Here is a 24630-nt window from a genome sequence, read left to right on the forward strand (position 1 = left end):
CCACCACTCGCCGGGACCCTGTGCGTGCGGCCGGGGACGACCGGGCCGGAGGTCACTGCGCCGGGTGCACCGCCACGTTGTCGAAGGAGGCGGCCGCGTCGAAGACCCGGACGCCGTTGGCTCCGCTGCGGTAGGTGCCGTCGCTGACGGAGATCTTCGGCGTCGTCATGTCGTCGACGTACACCTTGAGGGACGAGCCGACGGCGCTGACGCGCAGGCGGTGGGTCGTGCCGGGCGCGGTCGGCACCCGCGCGGTGCCCAGTTGGGTCCAGTCGTCGTTCGCCCGGCCCAGGACGACCCTGCCGTCGGGGCCGATGCCCGCGTAGTAGCCGGAGTAGCTGTCCCAGCCGATCGACGGCCGTGTCACCCGGAAGGCCAGACCTGCGTCGCCGCCGCCCGAGGTGACCGTGACGTCGGCGTCCTGGGTGAAGTCCGCGAAGTTCGTGTCGAGGAGCGCCTTGCCGCCCTGGGAACGGTTCACCCGGTAGCTTCCGTCACCGGCCGACCAGGAGCCGCCGTACGTCTTCCAGCCCAGCGCGTTGCGGTCGGCGAAGTTGTCCTTCACCTGCATCCGCACCCGGCGGATGGTTCCGTCCTCGTTGAAGTACAGGCGGTCGTAGGCGAGTTGCCGGTGGTTGCCGTCGGTCTCGCTGAGGGGGCGGCGGTGGTAGACGATGTACCACACGTCGGTGCCCGGCACGTTGACGACGGAGTGGTGGCCTGACCCCTTGGCGACGGCCGGGTCCTGGGCGAGCACTCGGTCGATCTTCCTGAAGGGGCCGGTGGGCGAGTCGGACATGGCGTAGGACACCGAGTAGTCCGGGCCGGTCCAGCCGCCTTCGGACCACATCAGGTAGTAGGTGCCGTTACGCTTGAACATGAAGGAGCCCTCGGTGTAGTTCTCCGGGGTGATCTCCTTGTAGGTCGAGCCGTCGGCGAAGGTGCCGAGGCTCGTCATGTCGGGGTTGAGCTTGACGACGTTGGCGTGGTGCCAGCCGCCGTAGTACATGTACGCCTGGCCGTCGTCGTCGATGAAGACGTCCTGGTCGATGGGTTGCGCGCCGTTGTGGAACCGGGAGACGAGCGGTTTGCCCAGGGCGTCCTTGTAGGGGCCCTCCGGCCGGTCGGCGACGGCGACTCCGATGCCGCCGAGCTCCGCGTCGCTCTGGATGTCGTTGGCGGCGAAGTACAGGTAGTACTTGCCGTTGCGCTCCACCGGCGCCGGCGCCCACAGGGCGTACTCGGCCCAGGGGATGTCCGCCGTCCTCAGGACGTCGGGGTGCCTGGTCCAGTGGACCATGTCGGTCGAGGAGAAGGCGTCGAGCCGGGTCTGCTCGGCGTAGCTCTTCGAGGTCGTCGGGTAGACCCAGTAACGGCCGTCGTAGATCTCGGTGTCGGGGTCGGCGTACCAGCCGTCGACGAAGGGATTGCCCGCCTCGGCCGTCGTGTACACGGGGGCGGCGACGGCGGGGGTCGGGGAGAGCAGGGCGAGGAGCCCGCCGGCGAGCAGCGAGGCACAGGACCTGGCGAGGAGCCCGGTCGTTCCGGCAGTCATGGCTGGGACCTCCATGGAGTGGGCACTGGGGCGGACGGTGGGGGGACGAGCTGGGGCCGCGTGCCACCGGACGGTCGCCCGACCGGAGCCGGACGCGGCAGCCGGGTGCCCGGGGCACGGTCACCGCGTCCGGTGCGTGTCACATCAGTTGCCGTCTGCGGCCCAGCCAGGTCTGGGCGATCACGACGAGCGCCAGGAAGGCGCCGCTCACGACCAGTTGGTACGAGGAGTCCAGGGATCCGATCTGGTTGATGACGTTCTGGATGACCTTCAGGAGCAGGACGCCCACCAGCGATCCGCTGACGTAGCCGAGGCCGCCGGTGAGCAGGGTGCCGCCGATGACGACGGCCGAGATGGCGTCGAGTTCCATGCCGTTGCCGAGGATGGTCACCCCGGACGCGAGCCATGCGGCGTTCAGCGCGCCGGCAAGACCGGCCAGCACTCCCGACAGGGTGTAGACGAGGATCTTGGTACGGGCCACGGGGGCGCCCATCAGGGCCGCCGCGTCCTCGTTGCCGCCGACCGCGTAGACGTGCTGCCCGAAGCGGGTGCGGCGCAGCACCACCGCGCCCGCGACGAACAGCGCCAGCGTGATCCAGACCGGGTTGCCGAGGCCCAGGGTGCTGCCCTGGCCGAGTTCGGCGAGGAAGGAGCCCTTGCCGATCAGGTAGGTGTTGGCGCCCTCGTCGGTGAGGGCCAGCATCAGTCCCCGCGCCCCCAGCATGGCGGCCAGGGTGACGATGAAGGGGGCGAGGCGGGAGCGGGCCACCAGCAGGCCGTTGACGACGCCGATCAGGCCGCAGACCAGGAGGGGCAGCAGCAGCGCCACCAGGGTCCCGTGCCGGGAGCCCCAGGCCGCGAGGACGCCGCCGAGTGCGAACAGGGAGCCGACGGACAGGTCGATACCACCGGTGACGATGACGAAGGTCATGCCGAGCGCGACGATGGCGAGGAACGCCGAACTCGTGGCCATGTTGGAGACGTTGTCGCCGGTGGCGAACGAGTCGAAGCTGAACGAGGCGACGATCGAGACGATCACCAGCACCGCCAGCGCGCCGTGCTGCTGGACCAGCGCACTCAGCCGTTCGGAGCGGGCGGAGCCGACCGGTCCCTCGGTGTCCGCGGCCGCGTTGCTCGCGGTGGTCACGGGCGTGTCCGTGTTCGTGACGGTCATCGCTTCCCTCGTCCCCGTGCCGCGTAGACCGCGCACACGATCACTATGGCCTGGGCGATCTGGGTCCACGACGGGGGCAGATCGTGCTTGATCAGGGTGGCGGTGAGCAGCTGGATGAGCACCGCTCCGGCCACGGTGCCGGCGATGTTGACCCGGCCGCCGGTCAGCGGGGTGCCGCCGACCACCACCGCGGTGATGGCGGACAGCTCCATCAGGTTGCCCAGCGAGGTCGGGTCGCTGGCCTGGAGCCGGGCGGTGGCCAGCACCCCCGCCACCGCGGCGAGCAGGGCGCAGGCGACGTACACGATGATCAGTACGCGACGCACCGGCAGGCCCGCGAGTTGCGCGGCGGGGCGGCTGTCGCCGATGGCCAGCAGTTGCCGGCCGAAGGTGGTGCGGCGGACCACGAACGCGACCAGCAGCGCCAGCACGGCGGCGATCAGGATGAGGTAGGGGACCCCGAGGACGTCACCTGAGCCGAGGGAGGCCAGCGCCGGGTTGTGCAGGTCCTTCAGCTGCGGGAGCAGCACCAGGGCCAGGCCCCGGCCGCCGACCATGAGGGCCAGCGTGGCCACGATGGGCTGGACCCCGACGAACGCGACCAGTGCTCCGTTGGCCAGCCCCGCCCCGGCGGCGAACAGGGCCACCACCAGGAGGGCGGGCAGCAGTCCGTAGCCGAGGTAGAGGGCCGTCACCGAGGCCGCCAGTGCCATCACCGCGCCGACCGACAGGTCGACGCCCTCGGTGCCGATGACCAGGGCCATGCCCAGCGCGACGATGATGACGGGCGCGACCTGCACGGCCTGGGTGCGGAAGTTCTCCGCGGACAGGAAGTGCGGGGTGATGACGATGTTGACGACCAGGAGCAGCGCCACGCCCGCGTAGACGCCGTAGGTCTGCAACCACTGGAGGAGGCGGGCCTTGTCGAGCGGGGCGGTGCGGAGGGTGGCTTCAGCCATCGGTGCCGGCCTCCTTCGCCGCGTCGGGTGCCGGGTCGCCGCCGGCGATCGTGCGCATCAGCCTGTCCTCGGTGACGTCGTCGCCGGTCAGCTCACCGACGACCGCACCGTCCTTCAGTACGACCACGCGGTCGGACCCTTCGATCAGTTCCTCCAGGTCGGAGGAGATGAGCAGCACGCCCAGGCCGTCCCCGGCCAGTTCGTCCACGAGTTTCTGCACCTCGGCCTTGGCGCCGACGTCGATGCCGCGGGTGGGCTCGTCCAGCAGCAGCACCTTGGGGTTCATGGCCAGCCAGCGGGCGAGGAGCACCTTCTGCTGGTTGCCGCCGGAGAGTTCGCCGACCTTCTGGTGCGGCGAGGACGCCTTGATGCGCAGCCGCTTGACGAAGGTGTCGACGATGCTGTCCACGCGGGCCTCGGAGACCAGGCCGAAGCGGGAGAGCCGGGGCAGCGCCGCGAGCGCTATGTTCTCGCGGACCGACAGCCCGGGGACGATGCCCTCGCTCTTGCGGTCCTCCGGCAGCAGGCTGATCCCGGCGCGGATCGCGGCCGGGGTGGAGCCGCCGCGCAACGGTACGCCGGCCACCGTGACCCGGCCCGCACTGCGGGCGAGGGCCCCGGAGACGGCCTTCGCCGTCTCGGTGCGTCCCGAACCGAGCAGGCCGCCGAGGCCCACGACCTCACCCGGGCGGATGCTGACGGAGACGTCGTGCAGCTTGTGCGGCACCGTCAGCCCCTCCGCGTGGAGGACGGGCTGGGCGTCCACGGCGTCGTGGTCGCCGGAGAACTTGGTCGCTCCCTCCTCGCGGACCTCCCCCAGGTCCCGGCCGAGCATGGTGGACACCAGGGAGAGGCGGTCCAGGTCGGCCAGCCGGCCGTGGTGCACGCGGCGGCCGTCGCGGAGCACGGTGACGGTGTCGCACACGGCGTAGAGCTCGTCGAGGCGGTGGCTGACGTAGACGACGGCGATCCCCGCGTCGCGCAGGCGCCGGATCACCGAGAACAGGGTCGCCACTTCGCGGGGTTCGAGCGAGGAGGTCGGTTCGTCCATGATGACGATCCGGGCGTCCGTCGCCACGGCCCGGGCCAGGGCGACCATCTGCTGGGCTCCGACACCGAGGGTGCGCAGCGGTTGCCGTACGTCCACCCGGACGCCGTGGGCGGCGAGTGCCTCCTCGGCCTCCCGGTTCATGCGGGCCACGTCCAACAGGCCGAAGCGGTTGCGTGGTTCGCGGCCCAGGTAGAGGTTGCGGGCCACGCTCAGCAGCGGGATGAGGTTGACCTCTTGGTAGATGGTCGAGATCCCGGCCCGCTGCGCCTCCAGCGGGGTGCCGAAGGAGACTTCGCGGCCCTGGAGGGTGAGGGTGCCCGCGTCGGGCCGGTGGACGCCGGTGAGGAGCTTGATGAGGGTCGACTTGCCGGCGCCGTTCTCGCCGATCAGCGCGTGCACCTCGCCGGGATGCAGGGTCAGGTCCACGTCGTCCAGGGCCCGGACGCCGGGGAAGGTCTTGCTGAGTCCGCGGACGGCGAGGACTTCGGCGGGGGGTGCCACCTGTGCCTCCAGGAGGAGAAGGGGTTCGGGAGCGGCGGAGGGGCCCGGAGTCTGCGGGCCCCTCGGGGTGGTCAGTAGGCCTTGCCGATGTCCTGCTTGGCGTTGTCCGCGTTGTAGGCGCCGTCCTGGATGATGATGTCCTGGGGGACTTCCCCGCCCTTGGTGAAGGTGTCGAGCGTCTGGAACGCCAGCGGCCCGAACCGCGGGTTGGACTCGATGACGCCGCTGATCCAGCCGTCCACGACGCCCTGCACGGCGTTGCGGGTGCCGTCCACGGTGACGATCCGGACGTCGCCCGCCTTCCTGCCGGCGCCCTTGAGGGCGGTCACCGCGCCGAGGCCCATCTCGTCGTTCTCGGCGTAGATCCCCTTGATGTCCGGCTTGGACTGGATGAGTTGCTCGGTGACCTGCTGGCCCTTCTCGCGGGCGAAGTCGCCGGTCTGCTCGAAGACGACCTTCAGGTCCGGGGCCTTCTCGGCGAGCCGCTCCTTGAAGCCCTTGGTCCGCTCGGTGGTGACGTTGTTACCGGCGGAACCGAGCAGGATCGCGACCTCGCCCTTGCCACCCGTGGCCTCGATCATCTGGTCGGCGGCGCGCCGGCCCTGCTCGACGAAGTCGGAGGCGATGAAGGAGACGTAGTCCTTGCAGGGGTCCGCGTTGATCTTGCGGTCGATCGTGATGATCGGCACCTTCTTGGCGGCGGCGGCCTGCAGCACCGGGTCCCAGCCGTCGGAGTTGAGCGGGGCGATAACCAGCAGGTCCGCTCCCTTGGCCAGCAGGTTCTGCACGTCGCTGATCTGCTTGGAGAACTGCGACTGGGCGTTGGCCGTCAGCAGCTTGACGCCCCGCTTCCCGGCCTCGTCCTTGATGGACCGCGTCTCCGCGATGCGGAAGGGGTTGGCCTCCTTCTCCGACTGGGAGAAGCCGACGGTGGCGTTCTTCAGGTCGATCTTCTCCGCCCCGTAGGCGTCGATGGCACAGGTCTTGCTGCCCGGCGCGGGCGTGACGACCTTCTGTTCCGAACCGGCGGCCGCGGTGGACTCCTGGTCGCCCGAAGCGTCGTCCTCCGACTTCGAGCAGGCGGTCGCGGTCAGGGCGACCGCGGCGGCCAGGGCCACGAGGACGGGACGGGCGAGGAGGTGCGGACGGTGCGTGCTGCGCTGCATGGTGACCCCGATCCGGGCGACTCTGAGAGGGAATTGGGGAGCCGCGCAGACGAGCAGAGGTGGCGCTACTCCCCCGCGGCCAACGTTGTCAGGTCCGCCGCAATGAGGTTTTACATCGTTGAAAGGGGGCTGTAAACCCCCTGTGCGCGACATGCGGGCGGGCCGCGCGGAACGGGACGGGGCGCGGACGTCCGGGTGACCTCGTCCTCGTCGCGGCATCCGGGTGCGAACGGAGCGCGTCCGACCGCTCCGCGGCCCGGCGCTTCGCGGTGCGCGCGAACTCCCGAATCGAAACGCGGACGGTCCCGCGGAGGCCGGCCGACGCCCGCCCCGCCGCGCCGGTGCGGACCCGCGTACGTGACCGACAGGTGACCGACCGGCACGGGAGGGGCGGGCCGTCCGCGTCGAGACCCCTCCGGGAGCGAAACGACGGAGACAGCGGTGAACTGCACCCCTACGATGACCCGATGACGTCGATCAAGCAGTTCCAGGTCACCTTCGACTGCGCGGAACCCGAGCGGGTGGCCCGCTTCTGGTGCGAGGTGTTGGGGTACGTCGTACCGCCGCCGCCGGAGGGGTTCGCCACGTGGGGTGACTACGACCGTTCACTGCCGCCCGAGCGCCAGGGGGCCGGGTTCGTGTGCTACGACCCCTCCGGCGTGGGCCCGCGCCTGTACTTCCAGCGCGTTCCCGAGGGCAAGGTCGTCAAGAACCGGGTGCATCTCGACGTACGGGTCGGCACCGGGCTGGTGGGGGAAGAGCGCCTGGCCGCCCTCGAGGCCGAGTGCGCGCGGCTGGTCCCGCTCGGCGCGGTGCGCGGACGGCTGCTGCTCGCCGACGACGAGAACGAGTCGTGCCTCACCATGCAGGACGTCGAGGGCAACGAGTTCTGTCTCGACTGAGCGCGCGCGGACCGCGGGGCCCGGGCGGCGACGGTCCCGTCGCCGTCGGGTCCCGTCTCGTCACACCGCGCCGCGGCCCAGTGTGCTCTCGCGCTCGACCAGGCGGTACTCCGCCCACACGCGCCGGGGTTCGGGAGCGGCTCCGCCGAGCCGGGCGAGCACCGACTCCACGGCGAGGCGGCCGATGGCCCCCTTGTCCGGCGAGACCGAGGTGAGGGTCACCGCACCGAACCGTCCCTCGACCACGTCGTCGAAACCGACCACCGCGATGTCCTCCGGCACCCGCAGTCCCCGCGCATGGAGCACCCGCATCGCGCCGATGGCCATCGGGTCGTTGTAGGCGAAGACCGCGTCGGGGCGCCTTCCCGCGTCGAGGATGCGGGTCATGGCCGCCGCGCCGTCGGCGTGCCCCCAGCCGTCGGTGGCGGCGACGAGCGCGTCGTCCACCGGGAGGCCCGCGGCCGTCAGCTCCTCGCGCCAGCCCCGTACCCGGAGTTGGGCGGGTTCGTTGCGCCCGCGCCGGGCGCCGATGAACGCGACCTCGCGGCGCCCGAGCCCGACCAGGTGCCGCACCGCCGCGCGCGCGGCGGCGACGTTGTCGATGGCGATGTGGTCGTACGGCAGGTCGTAGTCCCGTTCGCCCAGCAGCACCAGCGGCACGTTTCCCGCGCGGTCGCGCAGGTCCTCGGCCTCCAGCTCGATGGGACTGAGGATCAGCCCGTCGATGACCCGGGCCCGGAACCCCTGGCTGACCAGGAGTTCCTGCTCGCGTCGCCCGCCGGTGTGGTCCAGGAGCACGGTGTAGTCGTGCTCGGCCGCCGTGTCGATGACGGCCGCCGCGAGCTCCGCGAAGTAGGGGTTGCCCAGCTCGGGCAGGGCGAGGGCGATGATGCCCGTGCGTCCCGCGCGCAGGTGCCGGGCGGTCAGGTTGGGCCGGTAACCGAGCTCGTCGATGGAACGCTGGACGCGCTCTCGCATGGCGGGGGTGACGTGCCGGAAGTTGTTCACCACGTTGGAGACGGTCTTGATGGAGACCCCCGCGTGCGCGGCGACGTCCTTGAGGCTGACCCGCACGGCATTCCCTTCCTGAGCGACCCGACTCGGGGGGCCGGTGCGGAACCGGTGCCGTCACCGTGAGCCGTGCGCCGAGCCCGTGCGCTGGTTTTACAACGTTATACATCCGTTGTCGTCACGCTGACAAGGCACTGGTCACCCCGCGCGGCCCGGGTGAGCGGCGGCCGTCCGCGTGCCGGACGCGCCCCGATCGCGCCCCGCCGTCCAGTCGAGGTCGGACAGGTCGAGCACGAAGCGGCAGCGGATGTCGTTGCGCCCGGACGGTCGACGTCCGCGGCAATGCCGTGCCGTGCGTCGACCCGATCGACGCCGCCGATCTCGCCCACCGAACCGTAAGCCTGTACGAAGAGTATGTGCGGCGGCCCGATCTGATCCGACCGGCCCCGCGGGCACGTCCGAAGCGGCACCCGCCGGTCACCTGGTCGAGGACACCGACCGCCTCGACGACCCCGAGCCGCGCGCGATCGCCGAGGCCCAGGCCGCCGGCCTCGTCCGCCAGGGAGACCCCTTCGACGTCCTGGCCGTAGTCATCGCCATGTCCATGGCCTGGTCGCCGGTGGGTGACGCCTACGCGGCGACCGCGGAGGAGCCGGCCTCCGTGTACGAGCGGCGTCACGCGCTGCTGCGTGAGTGCGTGCGCCGGGCGGTGGCGACCGACCGGGGAGGCGAGTGAGCCCGTCGGCGGGCTCTTCCGGTCCTCCTCCCGCCCTTGCGGGAGTCCGGCGGTCCGGCCGCCGGACTCCCACGGGCTAGGTGACCGGGTTCTCGATCAGCGTCACGCGGTTGCCGTCGGGGTCGTGGACGGCGGCGAACCGCACGTTCCGCGCACCCTGCTGGATCGCCCCGGCGGTGATGCCACGGCCGGCGAGGTCCGACAGCGCCTGGTCCAGGTCGTCCACCACGAGGTTGACCAGCGACGCCCCGGCGCGCTCGGGGTCCTGGAACACCTGGAGCCAGCCGGACGGGGCGATGTGCCAGTCGGCCGGCCCCGCCATCGGCCTGGCGTCGGCCGGGCGCCCCAGGAAGCGCTCGTACCAGGCCACCGCGGACTCGATGTCGCTCACCGGGGCGACCGCGACGACGTGAGTGAAGAGCATGATGAGGGCCTTTCGCTACGGGGCGCGTCCGTACCAGGACAGACTCCCCGACCGGACGGGACTCGTCGCCGTTGCTGCGCCCGTCGCCATTGCTGCGCCCGTCGCCGGGCCGCGCCGAGAGCGGTGCTAGGGCAGGGGCGTCCCACCGGTCACGTTCATGATCTCCGCCGTGACATAGCCGGCCTCCTGCGAGGCGAGGTAGACGTACGCGGGTGCCAGCTCGGCCGGCTGCGCGGGACGTCCCAGCGGACTCTGCTTGCCGAACTCGGCCGTGTCCGGCAGTGTCGCCGGGATCAGCGGCGTCCACACCGGACCGGGCGCCACCGCGTTCACCCTGATGCCGCGTTCAGCGAGCATCTGGGCGAGACCTTGTGTGAAGGTCACGATCGCCCCCTTGGTCATCGCGTAGTCCAACAGGTGCGGGCTGGGCTTGTACGCCTGGACCGAGGTGGTGTTGATGACGCTGCCGCCCGCGGGAATGTGCGGCACGGCGAACTTCGTCAGCCAGAACATGCCGTAGAGGTTCGTCCGCACGACCCGGTCGAACTGCTCCGTCGGGATCGCCTCGATGCCGTCCGGCTGGGACATCTGGTAGGCCGCGTTGTTCACCAGGACGTCGATGCCGCCGAACTCCGAGACGGCCCGGTCGATGAGCGCCCTGCAGTTCTCCTCCGCGCGGATGTCGCAGGAGACGGCCACGGCCTTCCGCCCGGCCTCCTCCACCAGACGGGACGTCTCCCGGGCCTCGTCCTCCTCCTGCTCGAGGTAGGTGAACAGCACGTCGGCGCCCTCCCGGGCGAAGGCCAGTGCCACGGCCCGGCCGATGCCCGAGTCGCCGCCCGTGATGACGGTCCTGCGGCCCACCAGACGCCCCGACCCGCGGTACGACTCCTCACCGTGGTCGGGCGGCGGGTCCATCGGCCCGGTCCAGCCCGGATGCGGCTGGTCCTGCGCGGCGAAGTCGGGGCGCGGGTACTGATTCGTCGGGTCCTGCTGGTGACGCTGGTCGTCCGCCACGTCGGCCTCCTGTTTCTCGTGGAGCGAAGTCAGCGACCGTGTTCCCTGGCCGGGCGGTCCGAAAAGCCCCGGATCATCCGACCGCCGCCGCGCCCCCACGCCGGGCCCCCTTCGCGCCGGTCCGCACCAGGTCCGCACCAGGTGAGCAGGCATGGGCTGCCGACCGGGGCCGGGAGCCGGCGGTCGGCGGTCGGCCCGGCTGGTTCACCGACGCCCTGCACCTGCTCGTCGGCGGCGCTGACCCGCCACCTCCACGGCTACGGACCGGCATCCCCCGGGACCGCGCACGACGTCGGGCATCACATGGTGCCCGGCGACGACGGCACCACGGGCACCCCGTCCCGACGTGAGGCACGGAGTGAGCGTCCGTCAGCAGTCCTCGCAGGACTCCGCCCGGGTGGCGACGCCGCCCGGAGGGGCCTCCGTCCGCGTGGCCTGCCAGCTGCACGGCGCACCCGTGGAGTACGACGGCTACAGCAACGACGCAGGGTCGTACCCGCCCGACCACGGCGGCTGCGTCTCCCCCATCCGTAGCGACGTCCATGACGCCTGGCCTTCGGGAGTGCCCGCATGCTGACCCCTCCCACCTCCTGCCGCACCTCCGCCCCGCGCAGCGGAACGCGGTCCGCGCCCCTGCTGGCCGGCGCGGTGTGCCTGATCTCGCTGGCCGGTACCGCGTTGGCCTCGGCGCCGGCACCGGCCGCCGAGACCTCGTCGTCCGCGCCGGTGTCCTGGCAGCCGGACCTCTCCCGGACCGGAGCCGACGACGTCAACGTCCAGTACCGGGAGGGTGCCCTGAGGGTGCGTGACGGTTCCGTCAGCCCCGCGTCCCTGGGCCGTGACGGCGGTTACGCCTCCGCCGTACTGGAGTCGCATCACGTGGACCGGCCGGTGAACCGGGTCACGGTGACCCTCGACGCGACGGTGCCCGCGGCGGCGAGCGCCGAGGTCGACGTCCGGGGGCGGTCGGCCGACGGAGCGTGGACCGAGTGGCGGAGCGCGGCGACCGGCGCCGCGACGCAGCTGCCGCGTCGTGTCGTCGACGTCCAGGCCCGGCTCACCCTGTGGAACGCCGAGGGCGGAGCCACCGCCGCCGTGCGGGGACTGACCCTGACGGCGGACGACGCGGGCAGCGTCCCCGCCGGTCCCGAGCTGGCGGCCTCCGCCTTCTCGGCCAGGGTCTACGCCACCCGTGAGGGCCTGGTCGGGCACACCACCGCCAACGGTCACGTCATCCGCGAGGACGACCACTTCGTGGCACTGCCGTCGCGCCGGGCGCTGTCTCCGGCCGGCAGCGGCCAGTACTCGGTGCAGGTGTGCGGTCCGGTCCGCTGCGAGACGGCGCCCGTGTGGGACGTCGGTCCCTGGAACACCCACGACGACCACTGGAACCCCTCCGCACAGCGCGAGCAGTGGAAGGACCTGCCGAGGGGCCTGCCCGAGGCGCAGGCCGCCTACGAGGACGACTACAACGGCGGACGCGACGAGTTCGGCCGGCAGGTCGCCAACCCGGCGGGCATCGACCTGGCCGACGGAACCTTCTACAACGTGGGCCTCGACGACAACGGCTGGGTGACCGTCACCTACCTGTGGACGGACGGCGGGGGCGACACCACGTCCTTCCCGACGTCGGGCACCGACGTCGGCGTCCGGCAGCAGGCGACGACCACCTCGACCCGCGTGGCGAACCTGCCCGGTCCCACGACCGTGCGGGTGAGGTGCCAGGTCCACGGCCAACGCGTGGACCACGACGGTCAGAGCAACGACGCGTGGTCGTACCTGCCCGACTACGGCGGCTACGTCTCCAACGTCTTCATCGACGTCGCCGACGCCTGGCTCCCGGGCGTGCCCACCTGCTGACCCCGCGAGCACGCCACCGGGCGCCGCGAACGGCCCGCGGGACACGCGCCGGCCCGTCCGGGCGTCGCGCGCGTGCCCCGGTCCCGTGTCGCGGACCGCGGTGGCGCCTCAGCAGCCGCCGCAGTTGTAGTACGTGACGTCCCAGTGGTTGCCCTCGTCGGCGTACACGTTGCCGGAGCCGGATCGCCACTGCGGTGCGCCGTCACCGCGGACGCCGATGTAGGTGAAGGTGTTCTTGATGTAGGTGCCGACGCACGTGTACTTGCTGAAGTCCAGCTTGTAGCCGTTCCAGTGCGAGTAGGTGCCGGAGGCGTGCCCCGTCTCGGTTCCGCCCGTGACGTTCAGCGCACAGCCGCTGGCCCGCTTGAGGGTCTGGGCGCCCTGGGCGGTGGCGAGGTTGAGCTGGTCGAAGGAGGTGCAGGTCGCGTTGTTCCGGTTGGAGCAGTTGCCGGAGGACGACCAGGTGATGCCGACCTCGCGGAACATCGACGTCGCGGTGGCGTGGCTGATCTTCGTGGCCGCGAAGGCGTCGCCGGCGCCGCCGACGACCACGGCACCCGGTGCGGCCACCAGGGCGAGGGCCGTGACCACCGACCGGAGGCGCGTGCCAGCCGTGCGGTGGCGCCTTCGCTGCGGTTCCGTCGAGGTGCCACCGGGGACGGTCGGAGACTTCATCGGACCTCCATGCGGTACGTCATGCTGCCTGTGGGGTGGTTGAGCATGCGGTGCACGACGATGGTGCCCGAGGTCTACGCGCGTACGCCAGAGTGCGTCGGGACGGGCCGCACCGCTGCCCGCCGGCCGAGGGTCAGCCGTGGGCGCCCGGGCCGGTGTCGCCGACCGCCGCCCGGATCCGGCCGAGCCACTGAGTGCCGAGCCGGTGCCCGTCGGGGAACTGGTCGTCCCGGTCCCAGCGCCACGTCGTGACCATCGCCAGGACGAGCAGTCGGCACGTACGCAGCAACTCCTGGTCCGCTCCCGGGTAGTGGGCACCGACCTCCTCAGGCGCGTGGGCGAGGTCGAACTCGACGGGCCCGCGGCAGCACGTCTCGAAGTCGATGAACAGCGGGCCTCTCTCCGTGCCGAGGAGGTTGCCCGGGTGCGGCTCACCGTGCAGCAGTTGTTCGGGGCCGCCGCTCTCGCCGATCACCCGGCTCAGGCCGCTCAGCGTGCGGGCGAGCAGTTCCCGGTCCGTGTCGGCGAGCGCGGGGGTGCGGTCGCGGTCCGTCAGGAGCCGGCGTGCCTGCCCCACCCGGTCCGTGAAGTGCGGGGTCGGGACGTCGACCTTCCGCATGCCGGCGTGCAACCGTTCGAGCGCGGCGGCGTAGTCGGCCGGCGGCACCTCACGGGGTGCCACGGGCTCGTGGTGGGTCCACAGCGTCACCACGAAACCGTCGCGTTCGTGCACGCGGGGCTCCACCCGGGGGTCGGGAGCCGCCACCGGGCACCCGGCTTCGGCCAGCCGCAGGGCGAGGTCGACTTCGAACCGCGCGACCTGCTGGGCCTCGGGCGCCACCCGGGCCAGTACGTCGCCGGGGAGCAGGCGCACGGTGAGCTTGTTCGAGTCGTGGAGCACGACCGCGTCGCCGACTTCCAGGCCGAGCGACGCGGCGACCGCCACGGCCGCCGCCACCGCCCTCGAGGACTCCTCCGCCCGCATCCTTGCCCGCCCCTCTCCTCGTCGCCACGTCCTGACAAGCACCGTCGGAGCGGTGCCGAAGCGAGCGCGCGGCCGCTCCTGGTGCGGGTCACCTCCCCGCGGTACCGGCCGAGGGCGCGTCGGTCCGTTCCGCCGGCGGGACCTGGTGCGCCGCGAGCCTCTCCACCAGCCCGATGCCCCGTGCCAGCAACTCCCGCTCCTCGCCGGTCAGTTCCGCCTCGATGGCTCGCGCCAGCCAGTCCGCCCTGCGCCCCCGCTCCTCCTCCAGCAGCGCCTGCCCCTGCGGTGAGAGCTCGACGAGGCTCTTGCGGCCGTCGGTCGGACGCGCCCGGCGCGTGATCAGGCCCTGTTCCATGAGAAGTCCGACGGCTCGCGCCATGGACTGCGGGCGTACGCGCTGATCGGCCGCCAGTTCGCTGGTCGTCATCGCCCCGCTGCGGTCCAGCGCGCCGAGGACGGCCACCTGGCCGAGGGGCATCTGATCCTCGAGTTTCACGCGCCGCGTGAGCTTTCCCATCGCGGTGCGCGGTTCGGCCGCGACGGCGGTGGATTCCGGAAGGGGCATACCGAACCTTAACGCAGCCACTCTGCACAGCAGATCTCTGCTCGCCAGCCGCGCCCGCGGCAAGGTGCGGGCGACGGAGCGTCCGGCGGCCGTCGGCAGGAAGCAGCGGGACGTGGTCGAGGCCTTCCTGGCCGCGGCCCGCCGCGGCGACTTCGAGGGGCTGCTGCGGGTGCTCGACCCCGACGTGCGAAGGACCGTCGAGACCGCCGACGGCGTGATCGTCACCCTTGGCGCCACCGCGGTCGCCGCCGGCGCACGGCTGTCGGCCGACGCGGCGGTACGGGGGCGGGCGGTGCTCGTGAACGGCCGTCCCGGTGTCATGTCCTGGCGTGCGGACGGCACCCCGCTCTCGGTCGTCGCGTTCACCGTGGCGGAGGGCCGCATCACGGACATCACTGTGGTGGTGGACCCGGTCAGGCTCGCGGCGGCGGACCTGCCGGGCCCGGGGGCGAGGCGCTGAGGCCCTCGGGGCCCGGGAGCGGTGACGCGTCCACCGGGGCGAGAACCGTGTCCGCGGCACGGCGCCGGCCTCGCCCGCCCGCGCGGCAGCGGCCGGCATGCCCCCGTGCCGGTACGCGTCTAGCGTGGGCCGGGCAGGAGCCACCGCGAAAGGAACCTCCCATGCCCCTCGCCCGGAAGCCCTTGCACGGACGCGTCGCCGTCGTGACCGGTGCCGCGCGCGGTCTGGGAGCGGCCCTGGCACGGGTCCTGGCGGAACGGGGTGCGAAGGTGGCGCTGCTGGGCCGTGAGGAGCGGACCCTGGCCCCGGTCCGGGACTCGCTGCCGGGCACCTCCGCCGTCTGGCAGGTCGACGTCACCGACGACCGGGGCATGCGGGTGGCGGGCGCCGACATCCGCGCGCGGCTCGGCCCGCCGTCTGTCGTGATCGCCAACGCCGGTGTGGCCGAGGGCGGTCCCTTCGCCGAGTCGGACCCCGAGGTGTGGCGCCGCGTCGTGGAGGTGAACCTCATCGGCAGCGCCGCCACCGCCCGGTCGTTCCTGCCCGACCTGTTCGACACGCGGGGCTACTTCCTGCAGGTGGCCTCGCTCGCGTCCATCGGGGCGGCCCCGATGATGAGCGCGTACTGCGCGTCGAAGGCGGGAGTCGAGTCGTTCGCGCACGCGCTGCGCGCCGAGGTCGCCCATCGGCACGTGGGCGTGGGGATCGCCTACATCAACTGGACGGACACCGACATGGTGCGCGACGCCGACGAGCACGCCGTGCTGCGGGAGCTGCGCGGGCACATGCCGCCGCCGGCGCGCAAGGTGTATCCCACGGCGTACGTGGCGGGCCGGCTGGTCGACGCCGTCGAGCGACGCCGGCCGTCGGTCTACGTACCGGGATGGCTGCGCTCGACCCAGCTCGTACGCGCCGCGATGCCGCCGGTCGTCACCTGGCTGTCGCGGCGCGAGCTGCCCCGCCTCGCCGCCGACGAGCCGTTCTCGGCGACGGGGATGCTCGGCGCCGGCGGCCGCAGCGGACGGAGGACGGACGACGAGGCTCCGCCCGGTTGACGGGACGGCGGCGCGCGCGTCGTGCATCCGTCACGGGCGCGGAGCGCGAACAGGTGCTGAACACACAGAGGCGCCGGGTGGACTGGGACGAGCCGGAGGAAGGGCCGTGGAGACGAACGGACGGGGACAGCGGGACGAGGAGCGGCTGCACTGTCTGGTGACCGGCGCGTCCGGATACATCGGCGGACGCCTGGTGCCCGAGCTGCTGGCAGCCGGTCACCGGGTCCGGTGCCTGGTCCGCTCCCCCGGCAAGCTGCGCGACCACCCGTGGGCGCCGAACGCGGAGAAGGTGCGGGGGGACGTCACCGACGCGCATTCGGTCGCCGAGGCCATGCGCGGTGTCGACGTCGCCTACTACCTGGTGCACGCCCTCGGTTCCGGTGCCGGGTTCGAGGACACCGACCGTCGCGCGGCGCGGATCTTCGCCCGGCAGGCGCGTGCGGCCGGCGTCCGCAGGATCGTCTACCTGGGCGGTCTCACTCCGCGGAACGTGCCGGAAGGGTCGCTCTCCCCCCATCTGCGCTCCCGCGCCGAGGTCGGACGCATCTTCCTGGAGTCCGAGGTGCCCGCCACCGTGCTCCGGGCCGCGGTCGTCATCGGTTCGGGATCCGCCTCGTTCGAGATGCTGCGCTACCTGACCGAACGGCTGCCGGTCATGGTCACACCCAGTTGGGTGCACACCCGCACCCAGCCCATCGGGGTCCGCGACGTGTTGCGCTACCTGGTCGGTTCCGCCACCATGCCGGACGACGTCGACCGGTCCTTCGACATCGGCGGACCGGACGTGCTCACCTACCGCGAGATGATGCGGCGCTACGCCGTCGTCGCCGGGCTCCGGCGCCGGGTCATCGTGCCGGTCCCCGTGCTCACCCCGCGGCTGTCCAGCCACTGGGTCGGTCTGGTGACCCCCGTGCCGGCCTCCCTCGCCCGGCCCCTGACGGAGTCCCTGCGGCACGAGGTCGTCTGCCACGAACACGACATCGCCCGCTACGTCCCCGATCCCCCGGGCCGGCCGCTGCCCTTCGACGAAGCACTGGCCCTGGCCCTGCGGAGGGTGCGCGAGGCGCAGGTCGCCACCCGCTGGTCGTCCGCTTCCGTCCCGGGCGCCCCCAGCGACCCCCTGCCCACCGACCCCGACTGGGCCGGCGGCAGCCTCTACCAGGACGAGAGGGAGCTGTCCGTGGACGCGTCCCGGGAGGCGCTGTGGAAGGTGGTGGAGGGGATCGGCGGTGACAACGGCTGGTACTCCTTCCCGTCGGCCTGGGCGGTCCGGGGCTGGCTGGACCGGTTCGTCGGCGGTGTGGGACTGCGCCGCGGGCGACGCGACGCGGAGCGCCTGCGGGTCGGCGACTCGCTGGACTTCTGGCGCGTCGAGGAGATCGAGCCGGGACACCTGCTGCGGCTGCGGGCGGAGATGCGGCTGCCGGGACTGGCGTGGCTGGAGATGCACGTCGAGACGGACGACGCGGGGCGTACCCGCTACCGGCAGCGTGCGCTGTTCCACCCGCGGGGTCTCTTCGGCCACGCCTACTGGTGGTCCGTCTCCCCCTTCCACGCCGTCGTCTTCGGCGGCATGGCCCGCAACATCACCCGGGCCGCCGCACGCGGCCGACGCCCCGTCCGGCCCTAGGGCCCCGCACCACTGCACCACTGCACCACTGCACCACTGCACCACTGCACCTGGAGCCAGCCATGACCGTCGCGGTCGTCCTGTTCACCTCGGACCTGCGTCTGTACGACCATCCGCCGCTGCGCGCCGCGCTCGGGGCGGCGGACGAGGTGGTGCCGCTGTTCGTGCTGGATCCCGGCATCCACGCGGCCGGCTTCGACGCCCCCAACCGCCGGGCCTTCCTCGCCGACTGCCTGCACGACCTGGACGCCTCGCTGCGCCGTCGCGGCGGGCGGCTCGTCGTCCGCCAGGGCCCGGTCGCCCGCGTGGTCGGCGAGGTCGCCGCCGAGTCCGGGGCCGGCGAGGTCCACCTGGCCGCGGGTGTCACGGCCTACGCGCACCACCGCGAGGAACGGCTGCGTGAGCGGCTCGGCGACAGCGGTGTGGCCCTGCACGCCCACGACACCGTGACGACCGTCGTCGCCCCCGGCGCGGTGACACCGACCGGTTCCGATCACTTCGCCGTGTTCACGCCCTACTTCCGCCGCTGGTCCCAGGAGGCGCCCAGGGAGTCCCTCGGCGCACCGCGTACCGTGCGCGTCCCCGCCGGTGTGCGCGGCGACCCCCTGCCCGAGCGCGCGGAGGTACCGGACACCTCGCCGGGCCTGCCGGACGGAGGGGAGACGGCGGGTCGTGACCGGTTCTCGCGGTGGTCGCGGGCCGGGATGCCCGGCTACGAGGACCGGCACGACGACCTGGCGGGGGACGCCACCTCCAGGCTCTCGCCGTACCTCCACTTCGGGGCCCTGTCACCGGTGGAACTCGTCCACCGGGCCCGCGGACGGGGCGGCCCCGGAGCGGAGGCGTTCGTGCGGCAGCTGTGCTGGCGGGACTTCCACCACCAGGTGCTGGCCGCGCGGCCGAAGGCGCCCGCGGAGGACTACCGGACGCGCCACGACCACTGGCGGGACGAGCGGGACGCCGCCGAGGACATCGCCGCGTGGCGGGAGGGGCGTACGGGATATCCCGTGGTCGACGCGGCCATGCGCCAGTTGCGTCACGAGGGCTGGATGCACAACCGGGCGCGCCTGCTGACGGCCAGCTTCCTGACCAAGACGCTCTACGTGGACTGGCGGATCGGCGCCCGGCACTTCCTGGACCTCCTCGTGGACGGCGACGTCGTCAACAACCAGCTCAACTGGCAGTGGGTCGCCGGTACCGGCACCGACACCCGCCCCCACCGTGTCCTCAACCCCGTGGTCCAGGGCAGGCGCTTCGACCCGGACGGCGCCTACGTGCACCGCTGGGTGCCCGAGCTGAGGGACGTGGACGGGAAGAGGGTGCACGAGCCCTGGCGGCTCCCGGAGGACCGGCGCGCCACGCTGGACTACCCCGCCCCGCTGATCGACCTCGCCGACGGGCTGGACCGCTTCCGGCACGCCCGCGGCCGCGACTGAGGAGGCGACGGTGGTGCACTGGCTCTTCGGCGGTCAGCTCGGCCCGCACTTCCCCGCCCCGGACGGAGCGGGTCCCGGCCGCGGCACGCCCGTCCTGATGATCGAGGCCCGCTCCGTGTTCCGGCGGCGCCGCTTCCACCGGGCCAAGGCGCACCCGGTGCTCCCCGACGTGGTCGGGATGTCCCGGTACGCCGACGGCGGCCGGATGACGACCAAGCCCTACACCTCGGGCTGCGCCTACGTGCACCGCATGAGCGACCTGTGCGGGGGCTGCGCCTACCGGGCCGGGGACCGCACCGGCGATCACGCGTGCCCCTACACGGCGGGCTGCTGGGCGTTCCTGGACCGCCACCGGGACCTGCTGGCCGGCAACCACCGTGTCTCCCGGCCCGTACGGCAGCTCGACCGGCTCACCGACCTCGCCGAGGTACGCGCGTGGGGGCGTCCGCGCGGTGGCGGGCCGCCGTGAGGCACGCGCCCGGTGTCCCCAAAGGTGCGGGACCCGCGCGGGACCGGGCGGGTATCGGCGCATCCGCGGGAGGGCACTCGGCGGAAGCATCGTCGTACGGATGACCGGACGACGACCGGACGTGAGAAGGGGTTGTACATGCTCGGACCGCCGACGACGGCGCCCGCACCGGCCGGGACCGTCGAGGACCCTCTCGCATCGCTCGCCGCGACGGACGCCGTGGGCGGCGTCCTCCAGCAGGTCCTCGACGCGCGTCTGCGTCACTCCCGTGCGGTCGATCCCGTCTTCGCGCGGGACGTGGCCGACCGGGTGGCCGCGCTGGTCGCACGGGGCGGGAAGCGGCTGCGCACGGCCTTCGCCTGCTGCGGCTGGCGGGCGGCGGGCGGTTCGGGCGACCCCACGGCGGTCCTGCGCACCGCGGCCGCGCTCGAACTGCTCCAGGCGTGCGCCCTCGTGCACGACGACGTGATGGACGGGTCGTTGCAGCGCAGGGGCGCCCCGGCCCTGCACGTCGAGCTGGCCCGCGGGCACTGGGCCGCGGGCATGCACGGGTCGGCGGAGACGTTCGGGACCTCCGCCGCGGTGCTCGCCGGTGACCTGGCGCTGGTGTGGGCGGACGACCTGCTGACGGAGACGGCGCTCGGTACCCCGCACGGCCCGCGCCTGCACGAGGAGTGGCGGGCGATGCGCACCGAGATGGTCGCCGGGCAGTACCTCGACCTGCACGCCCAGGCCGCCCGTTCGTCCGGCGTCGACGAGGCCCTGGCCGTCGCCACCCTCAAGAGCGCGCTGTACACGGTCGCTCGGCCGCTCGCCCTGGGCGCGTCGCTGGCCGGGGCCGACGAGCACACGGTGGAGGCGCTGCGGGCCGCCGGCCGGTGCGCCGGGCTGGCGTTCCAGTTGCGCGACGACCTCCTCGGCGCCTTCGGCGACCCGGCGCTGACCGGGAAGCCGGCCGGGGACGACCTGCGCTCGCGCAAGCTCACCTACCTCCTGGCCGTCGCCCACCGGATCGCCGACGCGACCGCGGACCACGAGGCCGCCGCCGTGCTCGCGCCGGACGCGGACACCGGGTCGGACCTCGCGGTCGAGCGGGTACGGGCGGTGCTGGAGCGCACCGGCGCCCGGGAGGCGGTGGAGGCGAGGATCGGTGAGCTGGCGGCGGCCGGCCTCCGGCACTTCGCGCGCACCGGCGCCCCCCGGGCGGTGCGGCACGAGTTCGCGGCGCTGGTCGAACGCGCGACGGGCATGGCACCGCACCGCGCGGAGGACGTGTCCTGACCCGGCGCCGGGTCAGGCCGCCGTCCCCGGCGTGACGCGGGGCCGGTCCGGTCAGCGGCTGCCGGACCGCCCGGCGAGGGCGCCGAGGGTCCGCAGCGCGGCGGAGCGTCCCGCCCGGGGGACCGTCCACAGCACCTGTCCCCGTACGCCGCGTTCGGCGAGCAGGGCGTTCGCCGCCAGGAAGCCGGTGGTGGCGGCGCGTTCCATGAGGGCGACCGGCAGGTCGCAGCGGATCGCGTCGCCGGCCAGGGTCAGCCAGGGGTGGGGGGTCCGTACGGTGGGGCGCCGCCGGTGGGAGCCGACCGCGAAGAGCGGGCAGTCCGAGCGCCATTCGTGCCGGGCGTCCACGACACGCGCCTCGCGGGTCTCCGGGTACACCCGGTGCAGCCGGTCGACGAGCATGTCCTGCACCTTCTCCGGTTCCGCGCCGGTGTCCACGGCGTAGGCGTGCAGCTCGACGACCGAGCCTCCGTTCCGCTCGGCCCAGCGGCCGGCCTCGCCCTCGTACCGTTCCAGGACGCTGATGTTGTCCAGCCCGTCGTAACCGCTGGTGCCGAGGAAACCGGGACGGTCGGCGCGGACCGGTCGGTCGAGCCAGAGCCGGGAGACGAGGAAGGGCGGCGCGGTGCGCAGGGCGTCGACGTCGGCGCGCCAGCCGGGCGTGCCCAGACGGGGTGACGCGGTGACGAGCCGGCGCAGTCCCCCGGGGTCGAGGGCGAGCACCACGGCCTGGTGGTGCCGGGTGCCCGCGTCGGTGCGCACCCGCGCTCCTCCGTCGGCGAGGGGGTCCACGTCGATCACGGGCGTGCCGGTGCGGATGTCCGCCCCGAGGCGCTGGAGGTAGTCGCCCAGCGGATCCCAGAGCGCCTGGGGGAAGGGCTCGCCCGGTACGTCGAAGAGCAGCCCCTCGGCCGATCCGAGGAAGTAGATGTGGAACATCAGCAGCAGTTCGGCGGCGGAGAGTTCCCGCGGGTCGGCGAAGAAGCTGCGCGAGAACACCTCGAACGCCAGGTGGTGGGCTGCCTCCGGGAAGCGCACGCCGTTCAGGAACCCGGTGGCGGTGACCTCGTCGAAACGCTCGTAGACCTCCGGCACGCGCACGTCGAGCAGCGGCAGCGCCGCCCGGGCGTCCATGGCGGCCAGGTCCCGCCAGCCGAAGGTGGGGCTCAGGGCGACGAATCCGAGCGCGCTGAACGGCGGTGTCCTCGGGACTCGGGCGAAACTGTCCGTCAGGCCGCCACTGTGCTGCAGGGGGTAGTCGGGGAGCGGGGTGAGCCGTGCGAGGGACGGGTCGGTGCGCCGGAGCAGGCCGCGGAGGTTGTAGTACTGGCGGAAGAAGGCGTGGAACCCCCGGGTCATGGTCGCCGCGGAGCCGTCCGCCAGCCTGGTGGGCCGGCCGGAGAGCCGGCCGCCGAGGGCGTCCTCCCGCTCGTACACGGTCACGCGGGCTCCGCGCTCGGACAGCAGGGTGGCCGCGGCGAGACCCGCGATGCCGCCCCCGATCACCGCGACGGACGGCTCGTGCCCGCGCGGGAAGCGGTCCCTGCCGGGCGGGGGCGTCAGGATCTCGGCCTTGCGGTCACGGCCCCGGCGGGCGGCGCCGCCGGTGCGGTGGGCGGTCACCGGGAGTCCTCCGTCGCGGTGGCCGCGCCGTTGCGTGCCAGGAAGGTGTGCACGATGCCCGTCTGCCAGCCGGCGACCGGGGCGACGCGGACTGCGGTGAAGCCGGCTCGCCGCAGTCGGCCGGCGAAGGCGGGGGCGGTGTCGAAGGCGGTGACACTGTGCCGGAGGTGGCGGTAGAGGGCACCGTCCCCGGTGAGCGTGCCCGCCGGGATGACGACGCCGCGGCACACCGCCGACCACAGTGCCCGGTGCGTCGGTGAGCCGCTGAGGCTGTACTCGTGGACGGCGAGCCGGCCGCCCGGCCGCAGCAGGGTCCGTACGCTGCCGAGGACCGCGTCGGGATCGGTGACGTTGCGGAACAGGTAGGCGGCGAAGACCGCGTCGAAGGGGCCCTCACCGGACGTCGCGACCTCCTCCGCGGTCAGGTGCAGGAAGCGCACGCGTGCGGGCCACGGCTTGGCCAGCGCGCGGCGCAGCATGCCCGCCGACGCGTCCACCGCGGTGATCCGGGCGCGCGGCGCGGCCCGGAGCAGGGCGAGGGTGGAGGCGCCGGTGCCGCAGCCGAGGTCGAGGACGCGCAGCCCGGCTCCGTCGCCGGGGAGCCTCAGACGGCGGGCCGAGCGCAGGAGTTCGGTGCGGTAGCCGGGGTTGAGCGAGGTGAGGCGGTCGTAGGAGTGGGAGGCGCGGTCGAAGGCGCGGGCCAGCTCGTGGTCGCGCAGCAGGCTCATCGGTGGTTCTCTCCGTTTCTGGCGGCGGCGGTTCGGGAGCGGCGGGGAAGGAAGGGCAGTTCGACCGCCGTGCGGAGCATCGGACGGACGGGGGTGCGCAGCCCGATGCGCCATTCCTCGCCGGGCGAGGTGGCGCCGTCGAGGAAGCGCAGCAGGCGCTCCGCCGGGACGCGGCGGAACAGGTCGGTGAAGAAGGCCGGGCCGTCGATCCGCCCGGTGTCCAGGGCGCGCAGCAGTATCGCGTCCATGGCCAGCGCCCGCCGCCCGTGGGGTGCGGGGACGGTCCCGTGCCCTTCGCTCAGCGCGGCGGCGATGGCCCTGCTCTGCCGTTGCACCGCGGCGAAGGTGTATCCGGTGGCCGGGCGGGTGGCGCCCCCGGCGGTGCCGATGCGGAAGACCGCCTTGCCGGTCCGCCGGGGGAAGCGGGCGTCGGTCATCGGGATGCCGCCCTGCTCCGTCCGTTCCACGGTGAGCGGGCCGAGCCGCAGGACGTCGGTGCAGTAGTGGCCGAGCGCCGTCTCGTACGCCTCGGTGGTGAGCGCGGTGCGGGAGAACTCGGTGTACTCCACGAGCGCCCGGTCCGGGGCCAGCGGCAGGACGTAGCCGAAGGCGAGCCCGTGCGCCGGCTGGGGCACCCGGAAGTCCATCAGGTCCGCGACCGCGGGATCGAAGCGTTCGGTGGGAGTGCGGACGAACCAGCCGCGGAAGTGCTGCAGCAGCTGTGTCCGGGCCGGTGGCAGGGTGCGCAGCGGCCGCGAGTCGAAGACGCGACGGGCGCGCAGGATCAGGGGGCGTCCTCCGGGAAGGGTGCAGCGGATCTCGGCGCCTCCGGGAACGTCGCGCACCGTGTCCGCGGTCGCCCGCAGGAGGCGCCCGCCGGGTGAACGGGCCAGCCGGGCGTGGACCAGTCGCTCGAACGCCGTGGAGCGCACCATGCGGTACGTCAGGGGGGCCGGGTCGACGGTGACCTCCCGGCCGTCGGCGCCGTGCACGCGCAGCACCGGCCAGGAGGCGGTGACGGCGTCGTCGAGGTCGCCGGGGCCCTGGTCCCAGTAGCACCACGTGCGCTCCGCCGGGCGCGGTGGGCCGTCCGGCGGCTCGACCACGGTCACCGTGGCGGTGCCGGTCCCGGTCAGCCGGTGCGCGAGGCTGAGACCGGCCGCGCCGCCGCCGAGGACGACCACGTCGGAGGTGTGGTCGGGCGCGGAGGTCACCGGGTCCGCCCCTCGTCGGGCGTGCCGTCCGCGTTGGAGCGTCGCGCGGGTGCGGCCTCGGCTGCCGGTACGCCCCCGACGGCGCGGCGCGCCACCCGGCACGGGTCACCGCCCCCGCGCGGTGGCGGGGCGCACCTCGCGGGTCGGCCGGTA

The 24630-nt window shown here is 73.3% G+C and carries 20 protein-coding genes and 3 pseudogenes; 9 read left to right on the plus strand and 14 right to left on the minus strand.

Going from position 1 to position 24630, the window contains the following annotated elements:
* Positions 1-52 precede the first annotated feature (52 nt).
* The 5 genes from ACZ6EG_RS22105 to ACZ6EG_RS22125 all read right to left on the minus strand — a co-directional run bounded on the left by ACZ6EG_RS22105 (position 53) and on the right by ACZ6EG_RS22125 (position 6406).
* Positions 53-1555: a glycoside hydrolase family 43 protein gene (locus tag ACZ6EG_RS22105; RefSeq protein ID WP_391970433.1), complete on the minus strand. Its 1503-nt coding sequence runs from the start codon at positions 1553-1555 to the stop codon at positions 53-55.
* A gap of 139 nt (positions 1556-1694) precedes the next feature.
* Positions 1695-2729 (minus strand): ABC transporter permease, encoded by a 1035-nt coding sequence (locus tag ACZ6EG_RS22110; protein WP_391970434.1) that lies wholly within the window; start codon positions 2727-2729, stop codon positions 1695-1697.
* Positions 2726-3688: an ABC transporter permease gene (locus tag ACZ6EG_RS22115; RefSeq protein ID WP_391970435.1), complete on the minus strand. Its 963-nt coding sequence runs from the start codon at positions 3686-3688 to the stop codon at positions 2726-2728. The genes ACZ6EG_RS22110 and ACZ6EG_RS22115 overlap by 4 nt, the downstream gene beginning before the upstream one ends.
* Positions 3681-5240 carry a sugar ABC transporter ATP-binding protein gene (locus ACZ6EG_RS22120; RefSeq protein WP_391970436.1) on the minus strand — a complete coding sequence of 520 codons (1560 nt, stop codon included), beginning with the start codon at positions 5238-5240 and terminating at the stop codon, positions 3681-3683. Before ACZ6EG_RS22120 ends, ACZ6EG_RS22115 begins: the two co-directional genes overlap by 8 nt.
* 71 nt (positions 5241-5311) lie before the next feature.
* The gene (locus ACZ6EG_RS22125; RefSeq protein WP_391970437.1) at positions 5312-6406 is read right to left on the minus strand and encodes an ABC transporter substrate-binding protein; all 1095 of its coding nucleotides are present in this window, start codon (positions 6404-6406) and stop codon (positions 5312-5314) included.
* 467 nt (positions 6407-6873) lie between these two features.
* Here ACZ6EG_RS22125 and ACZ6EG_RS22130 point away from each other — a divergent pair, with 467 nt between their 5' ends.
* Positions 6874-7308, plus strand: a complete 435-nt coding sequence (locus tag ACZ6EG_RS22130; RefSeq protein WP_391970438.1) for a VOC family protein — start codon at positions 6874-6876, stop codon at positions 7306-7308.
* Between the two features lie 60 nt (positions 7309-7368).
* Here ACZ6EG_RS22130 and ACZ6EG_RS22135 read toward each other — a convergent pair whose 3' ends face one another.
* Complete coding sequence (locus tag ACZ6EG_RS22135) at positions 7369-8382, minus strand: LacI family DNA-binding transcriptional regulator (RefSeq protein ID WP_356610298.1); 1014 nt, start codon at positions 8380-8382, stop codon at positions 7369-7371.
* Between the two features lie 293 nt (positions 8383-8675).
* Here ACZ6EG_RS22135 and ACZ6EG_RS22140 point away from each other — a divergent pair.
* A pseudogene (locus tag ACZ6EG_RS22140) lies at positions 8676-9055 on the plus strand (TetR/AcrR family transcriptional regulator); the annotation flags it as partial.
* A 76-nt stretch (positions 9056-9131) separates the two neighbouring features.
* Here ACZ6EG_RS22140 and ACZ6EG_RS22145 read toward each other — a convergent pair.
* On the minus strand, positions 9132-9479 hold the full coding sequence (locus ACZ6EG_RS22145; RefSeq protein ID WP_391970439.1) for a VOC family protein: 348 nt from the start codon (positions 9477-9479) through the stop codon (positions 9132-9134).
* 126 nt (positions 9480-9605) lie between these two features.
* The gene (locus ACZ6EG_RS22150) at positions 9606-10496 is read right to left on the minus strand and encodes an SDR family oxidoreductase (RefSeq protein WP_391970440.1); all 891 of its coding nucleotides are present in this window, start codon (positions 10494-10496) and stop codon (positions 9606-9608) included.
* A gap of 570 nt (positions 10497-11066) precedes the next feature.
* Between ACZ6EG_RS22150 and ACZ6EG_RS22155 the strand changes: the two genes are divergently transcribed.
* A complete protein-coding gene (locus ACZ6EG_RS22155) occupies positions 11067-12356 on the plus strand; it encodes a hypothetical protein (protein ID WP_469606821.1) in 1290 nt (429 codons plus the stop codon).
* A 108-nt stretch (positions 12357-12464) separates the two neighbouring features.
* Here the strand turns inward: ACZ6EG_RS22155 and ACZ6EG_RS22160 are convergent, their stop codons facing one another.
* The 3 genes from ACZ6EG_RS22160 to ACZ6EG_RS22170 all read right to left on the minus strand — a co-directional run bounded on the left by ACZ6EG_RS22160 (position 12465) and on the right by ACZ6EG_RS22170 (position 14581).
* Positions 12465-13031, minus strand: a complete 567-nt coding sequence (locus ACZ6EG_RS22160) for a hypothetical protein (RefSeq protein ID WP_469606824.1) — start codon at positions 13029-13031, stop codon at positions 12465-12467.
* Between the two features lie 133 nt (positions 13032-13164).
* Positions 13165-14016, minus strand: coding sequence for a phosphotransferase enzyme family protein (locus tag ACZ6EG_RS22165; protein ID WP_469606827.1), 852 nt, complete (start codon positions 14014-14016; stop codon positions 13165-13167).
* 88 nt (positions 14017-14104) lie between these two features.
* Positions 14105-14581, minus strand: coding sequence for a MarR family winged helix-turn-helix transcriptional regulator (locus ACZ6EG_RS22170; protein WP_469606832.1), 477 nt, complete (start codon positions 14579-14581; stop codon positions 14105-14107).
* Positions 14582-14618: 37 nt separating this feature from the next.
* Here ACZ6EG_RS22170 and ACZ6EG_RS22175 point away from each other — a divergent pair.
* The 6 genes and pseudogenes from ACZ6EG_RS22175 to ACZ6EG_RS22200 form a co-directional block, all read left to right on the plus strand.
* Positions 14619-15041, plus strand: a pseudogene (locus ACZ6EG_RS22175) (sigma-70 family RNA polymerase sigma factor family protein); the annotation flags it as partial.
* Between the two features lie 161 nt (positions 15042-15202).
* Complete coding sequence (locus ACZ6EG_RS22180) at positions 15203-16096, plus strand: SDR family oxidoreductase (RefSeq protein ID WP_391970445.1); 894 nt, start codon at positions 15203-15205, stop codon at positions 16094-16096.
* Positions 16097-16202: 106 nt separating this feature from the next.
* The gene (locus ACZ6EG_RS22185; protein WP_391970446.1) at positions 16203-17726 is read left to right on the plus strand and encodes an SDR family oxidoreductase; all 1524 of its coding nucleotides are present in this window, start codon (positions 16203-16205) and stop codon (positions 17724-17726) included.
* Positions 17727-17788: 62 nt separating this feature from the next.
* Entirely contained in the window at positions 17789-19162 is a 1374-nt protein-coding gene (locus tag ACZ6EG_RS22190; RefSeq protein WP_469606836.1) for a cryptochrome/photolyase family protein, read from the plus strand.
* Between the two features lie 157 nt (positions 19163-19319).
* A pseudogene (locus ACZ6EG_RS22195) lies at positions 19320-19631 on the plus strand (cryptochrome/photolyase family protein); the annotation flags it as partial.
* A gap of 138 nt (positions 19632-19769) precedes the next feature.
* Entirely contained in the window at positions 19770-20912 is a 1143-nt protein-coding gene (locus ACZ6EG_RS22200) for a polyprenyl synthetase family protein (protein WP_391970448.1), read from the plus strand.
* Positions 20913-20963: 51 nt separating this feature from the next.
* On the opposite strand, the gene ACZ6EG_RS22205 is transcribed toward ACZ6EG_RS22200, so the two are convergent.
* Genes ACZ6EG_RS22205 through ACZ6EG_RS22215 form a run of 3 tightly spaced genes read right to left on the minus strand, consistent with a single transcriptional unit; the run spans position 20964 to position 24477 of the window.
* The gene (locus tag ACZ6EG_RS22205; RefSeq protein ID WP_469606839.1) at positions 20964-22535 is read right to left on the minus strand and encodes an FAD-dependent oxidoreductase; all 1572 of its coding nucleotides are present in this window, start codon (positions 22533-22535) and stop codon (positions 20964-20966) included.
* Positions 22532-23263 carry a class I SAM-dependent methyltransferase gene (locus ACZ6EG_RS22210; RefSeq protein WP_391970450.1) on the minus strand — a complete coding sequence of 244 codons (732 nt, stop codon included), beginning with the start codon at positions 23261-23263 and terminating at the stop codon, positions 22532-22534. The genes ACZ6EG_RS22205 and ACZ6EG_RS22210 overlap by 4 nt, the downstream gene beginning before the upstream one ends.
* Complete coding sequence (locus ACZ6EG_RS22215; protein ID WP_469606844.1) at positions 23260-24477, minus strand: lycopene cyclase family protein; 1218 nt, start codon at positions 24475-24477, stop codon at positions 23260-23262. The genes ACZ6EG_RS22210 and ACZ6EG_RS22215 overlap by 4 nt, the downstream gene beginning before the upstream one ends.
* Positions 24478-24630: the final 153 nt, after the last annotated feature.

Source organism: Streptomyces sp. NPDC041968, assembly GCF_055589025.1.

Excerpts from the sequence above, each read along its gene's own strand:
- ACZ6EG_RS22105 (WP_391970433.1), bottom strand. The coding sequence starts at position 1,555 with ATGACTGCCGGAACGACCGGGCTCCTCGCCAGGTCCTGTGCCTCGCTG.
- ACZ6EG_RS22110 (WP_391970434.1), bottom strand. The coding sequence starts at position 2,729 with ATGACCGTCACGAACACGGACACGCCCGTGACCACCGCGAGCAACGCG.
- ACZ6EG_RS22115 (WP_391970435.1), bottom strand. The coding sequence starts at position 3,688 with ATGGCTGAAGCCACCCTCCGCACCGCCCCGCTCGACAAGGCCCGCCTC.
- ACZ6EG_RS22125 (WP_391970437.1), bottom strand. The coding sequence starts at position 6,406 with ATGCAGCGCAGCACGCACCGTCCGCACCTCCTCGCCCGTCCCGTCCTC.
- ACZ6EG_RS22130 (WP_391970438.1), top strand. The coding sequence starts at position 6,874 with ATGACGTCGATCAAGCAGTTCCAGGTCACCTTCGACTGCGCGGAACCC.
- ACZ6EG_RS22145 (WP_391970439.1), bottom strand. The coding sequence starts at position 9,479 with ATGCTCTTCACTCACGTCGTCGCGGTCGCCCCGGTGAGCGACATCGAG.
- ACZ6EG_RS22155 (WP_469606821.1), top strand. The coding sequence starts at position 11,067 with ATGCTGACCCCTCCCACCTCCTGCCGCACCTCCGCCCCGCGCAGCGGA.
- ACZ6EG_RS22160 (WP_469606824.1), bottom strand. The coding sequence starts at position 13,031 with ATGAAGTCTCCGACCGTCCCCGGTGGCACCTCGACGGAACCGCAGCGA.
- ACZ6EG_RS22165 (WP_469606827.1), bottom strand. The coding sequence starts at position 14,016 with ATGCGGGCGGAGGAGTCCTCGAGGGCGGTGGCGGCGGCCGTGGCGGTC.
- ACZ6EG_RS22170 (WP_469606832.1), bottom strand. The coding sequence starts at position 14,581 with ATGCCCCTTCCGGAATCCACCGCCGTCGCGGCCGAACCGCGCACCGCG.
- ACZ6EG_RS22180 (WP_391970445.1), top strand. The coding sequence starts at position 15,203 with ATGCCCCTCGCCCGGAAGCCCTTGCACGGACGCGTCGCCGTCGTGACC.
- ACZ6EG_RS22190 (WP_469606836.1), top strand. The coding sequence starts at position 17,789 with ATGACCGTCGCGGTCGTCCTGTTCACCTCGGACCTGCGTCTGTACGAC.
- ACZ6EG_RS22200 (WP_391970448.1), top strand. The coding sequence starts at position 19,770 with ATGCTCGGACCGCCGACGACGGCGCCCGCACCGGCCGGGACCGTCGAG.
- ACZ6EG_RS22210 (WP_391970450.1), bottom strand. The coding sequence starts at position 23,263 with ATGAGCCTGCTGCGCGACCACGAGCTGGCCCGCGCCTTCGACCGCGCC.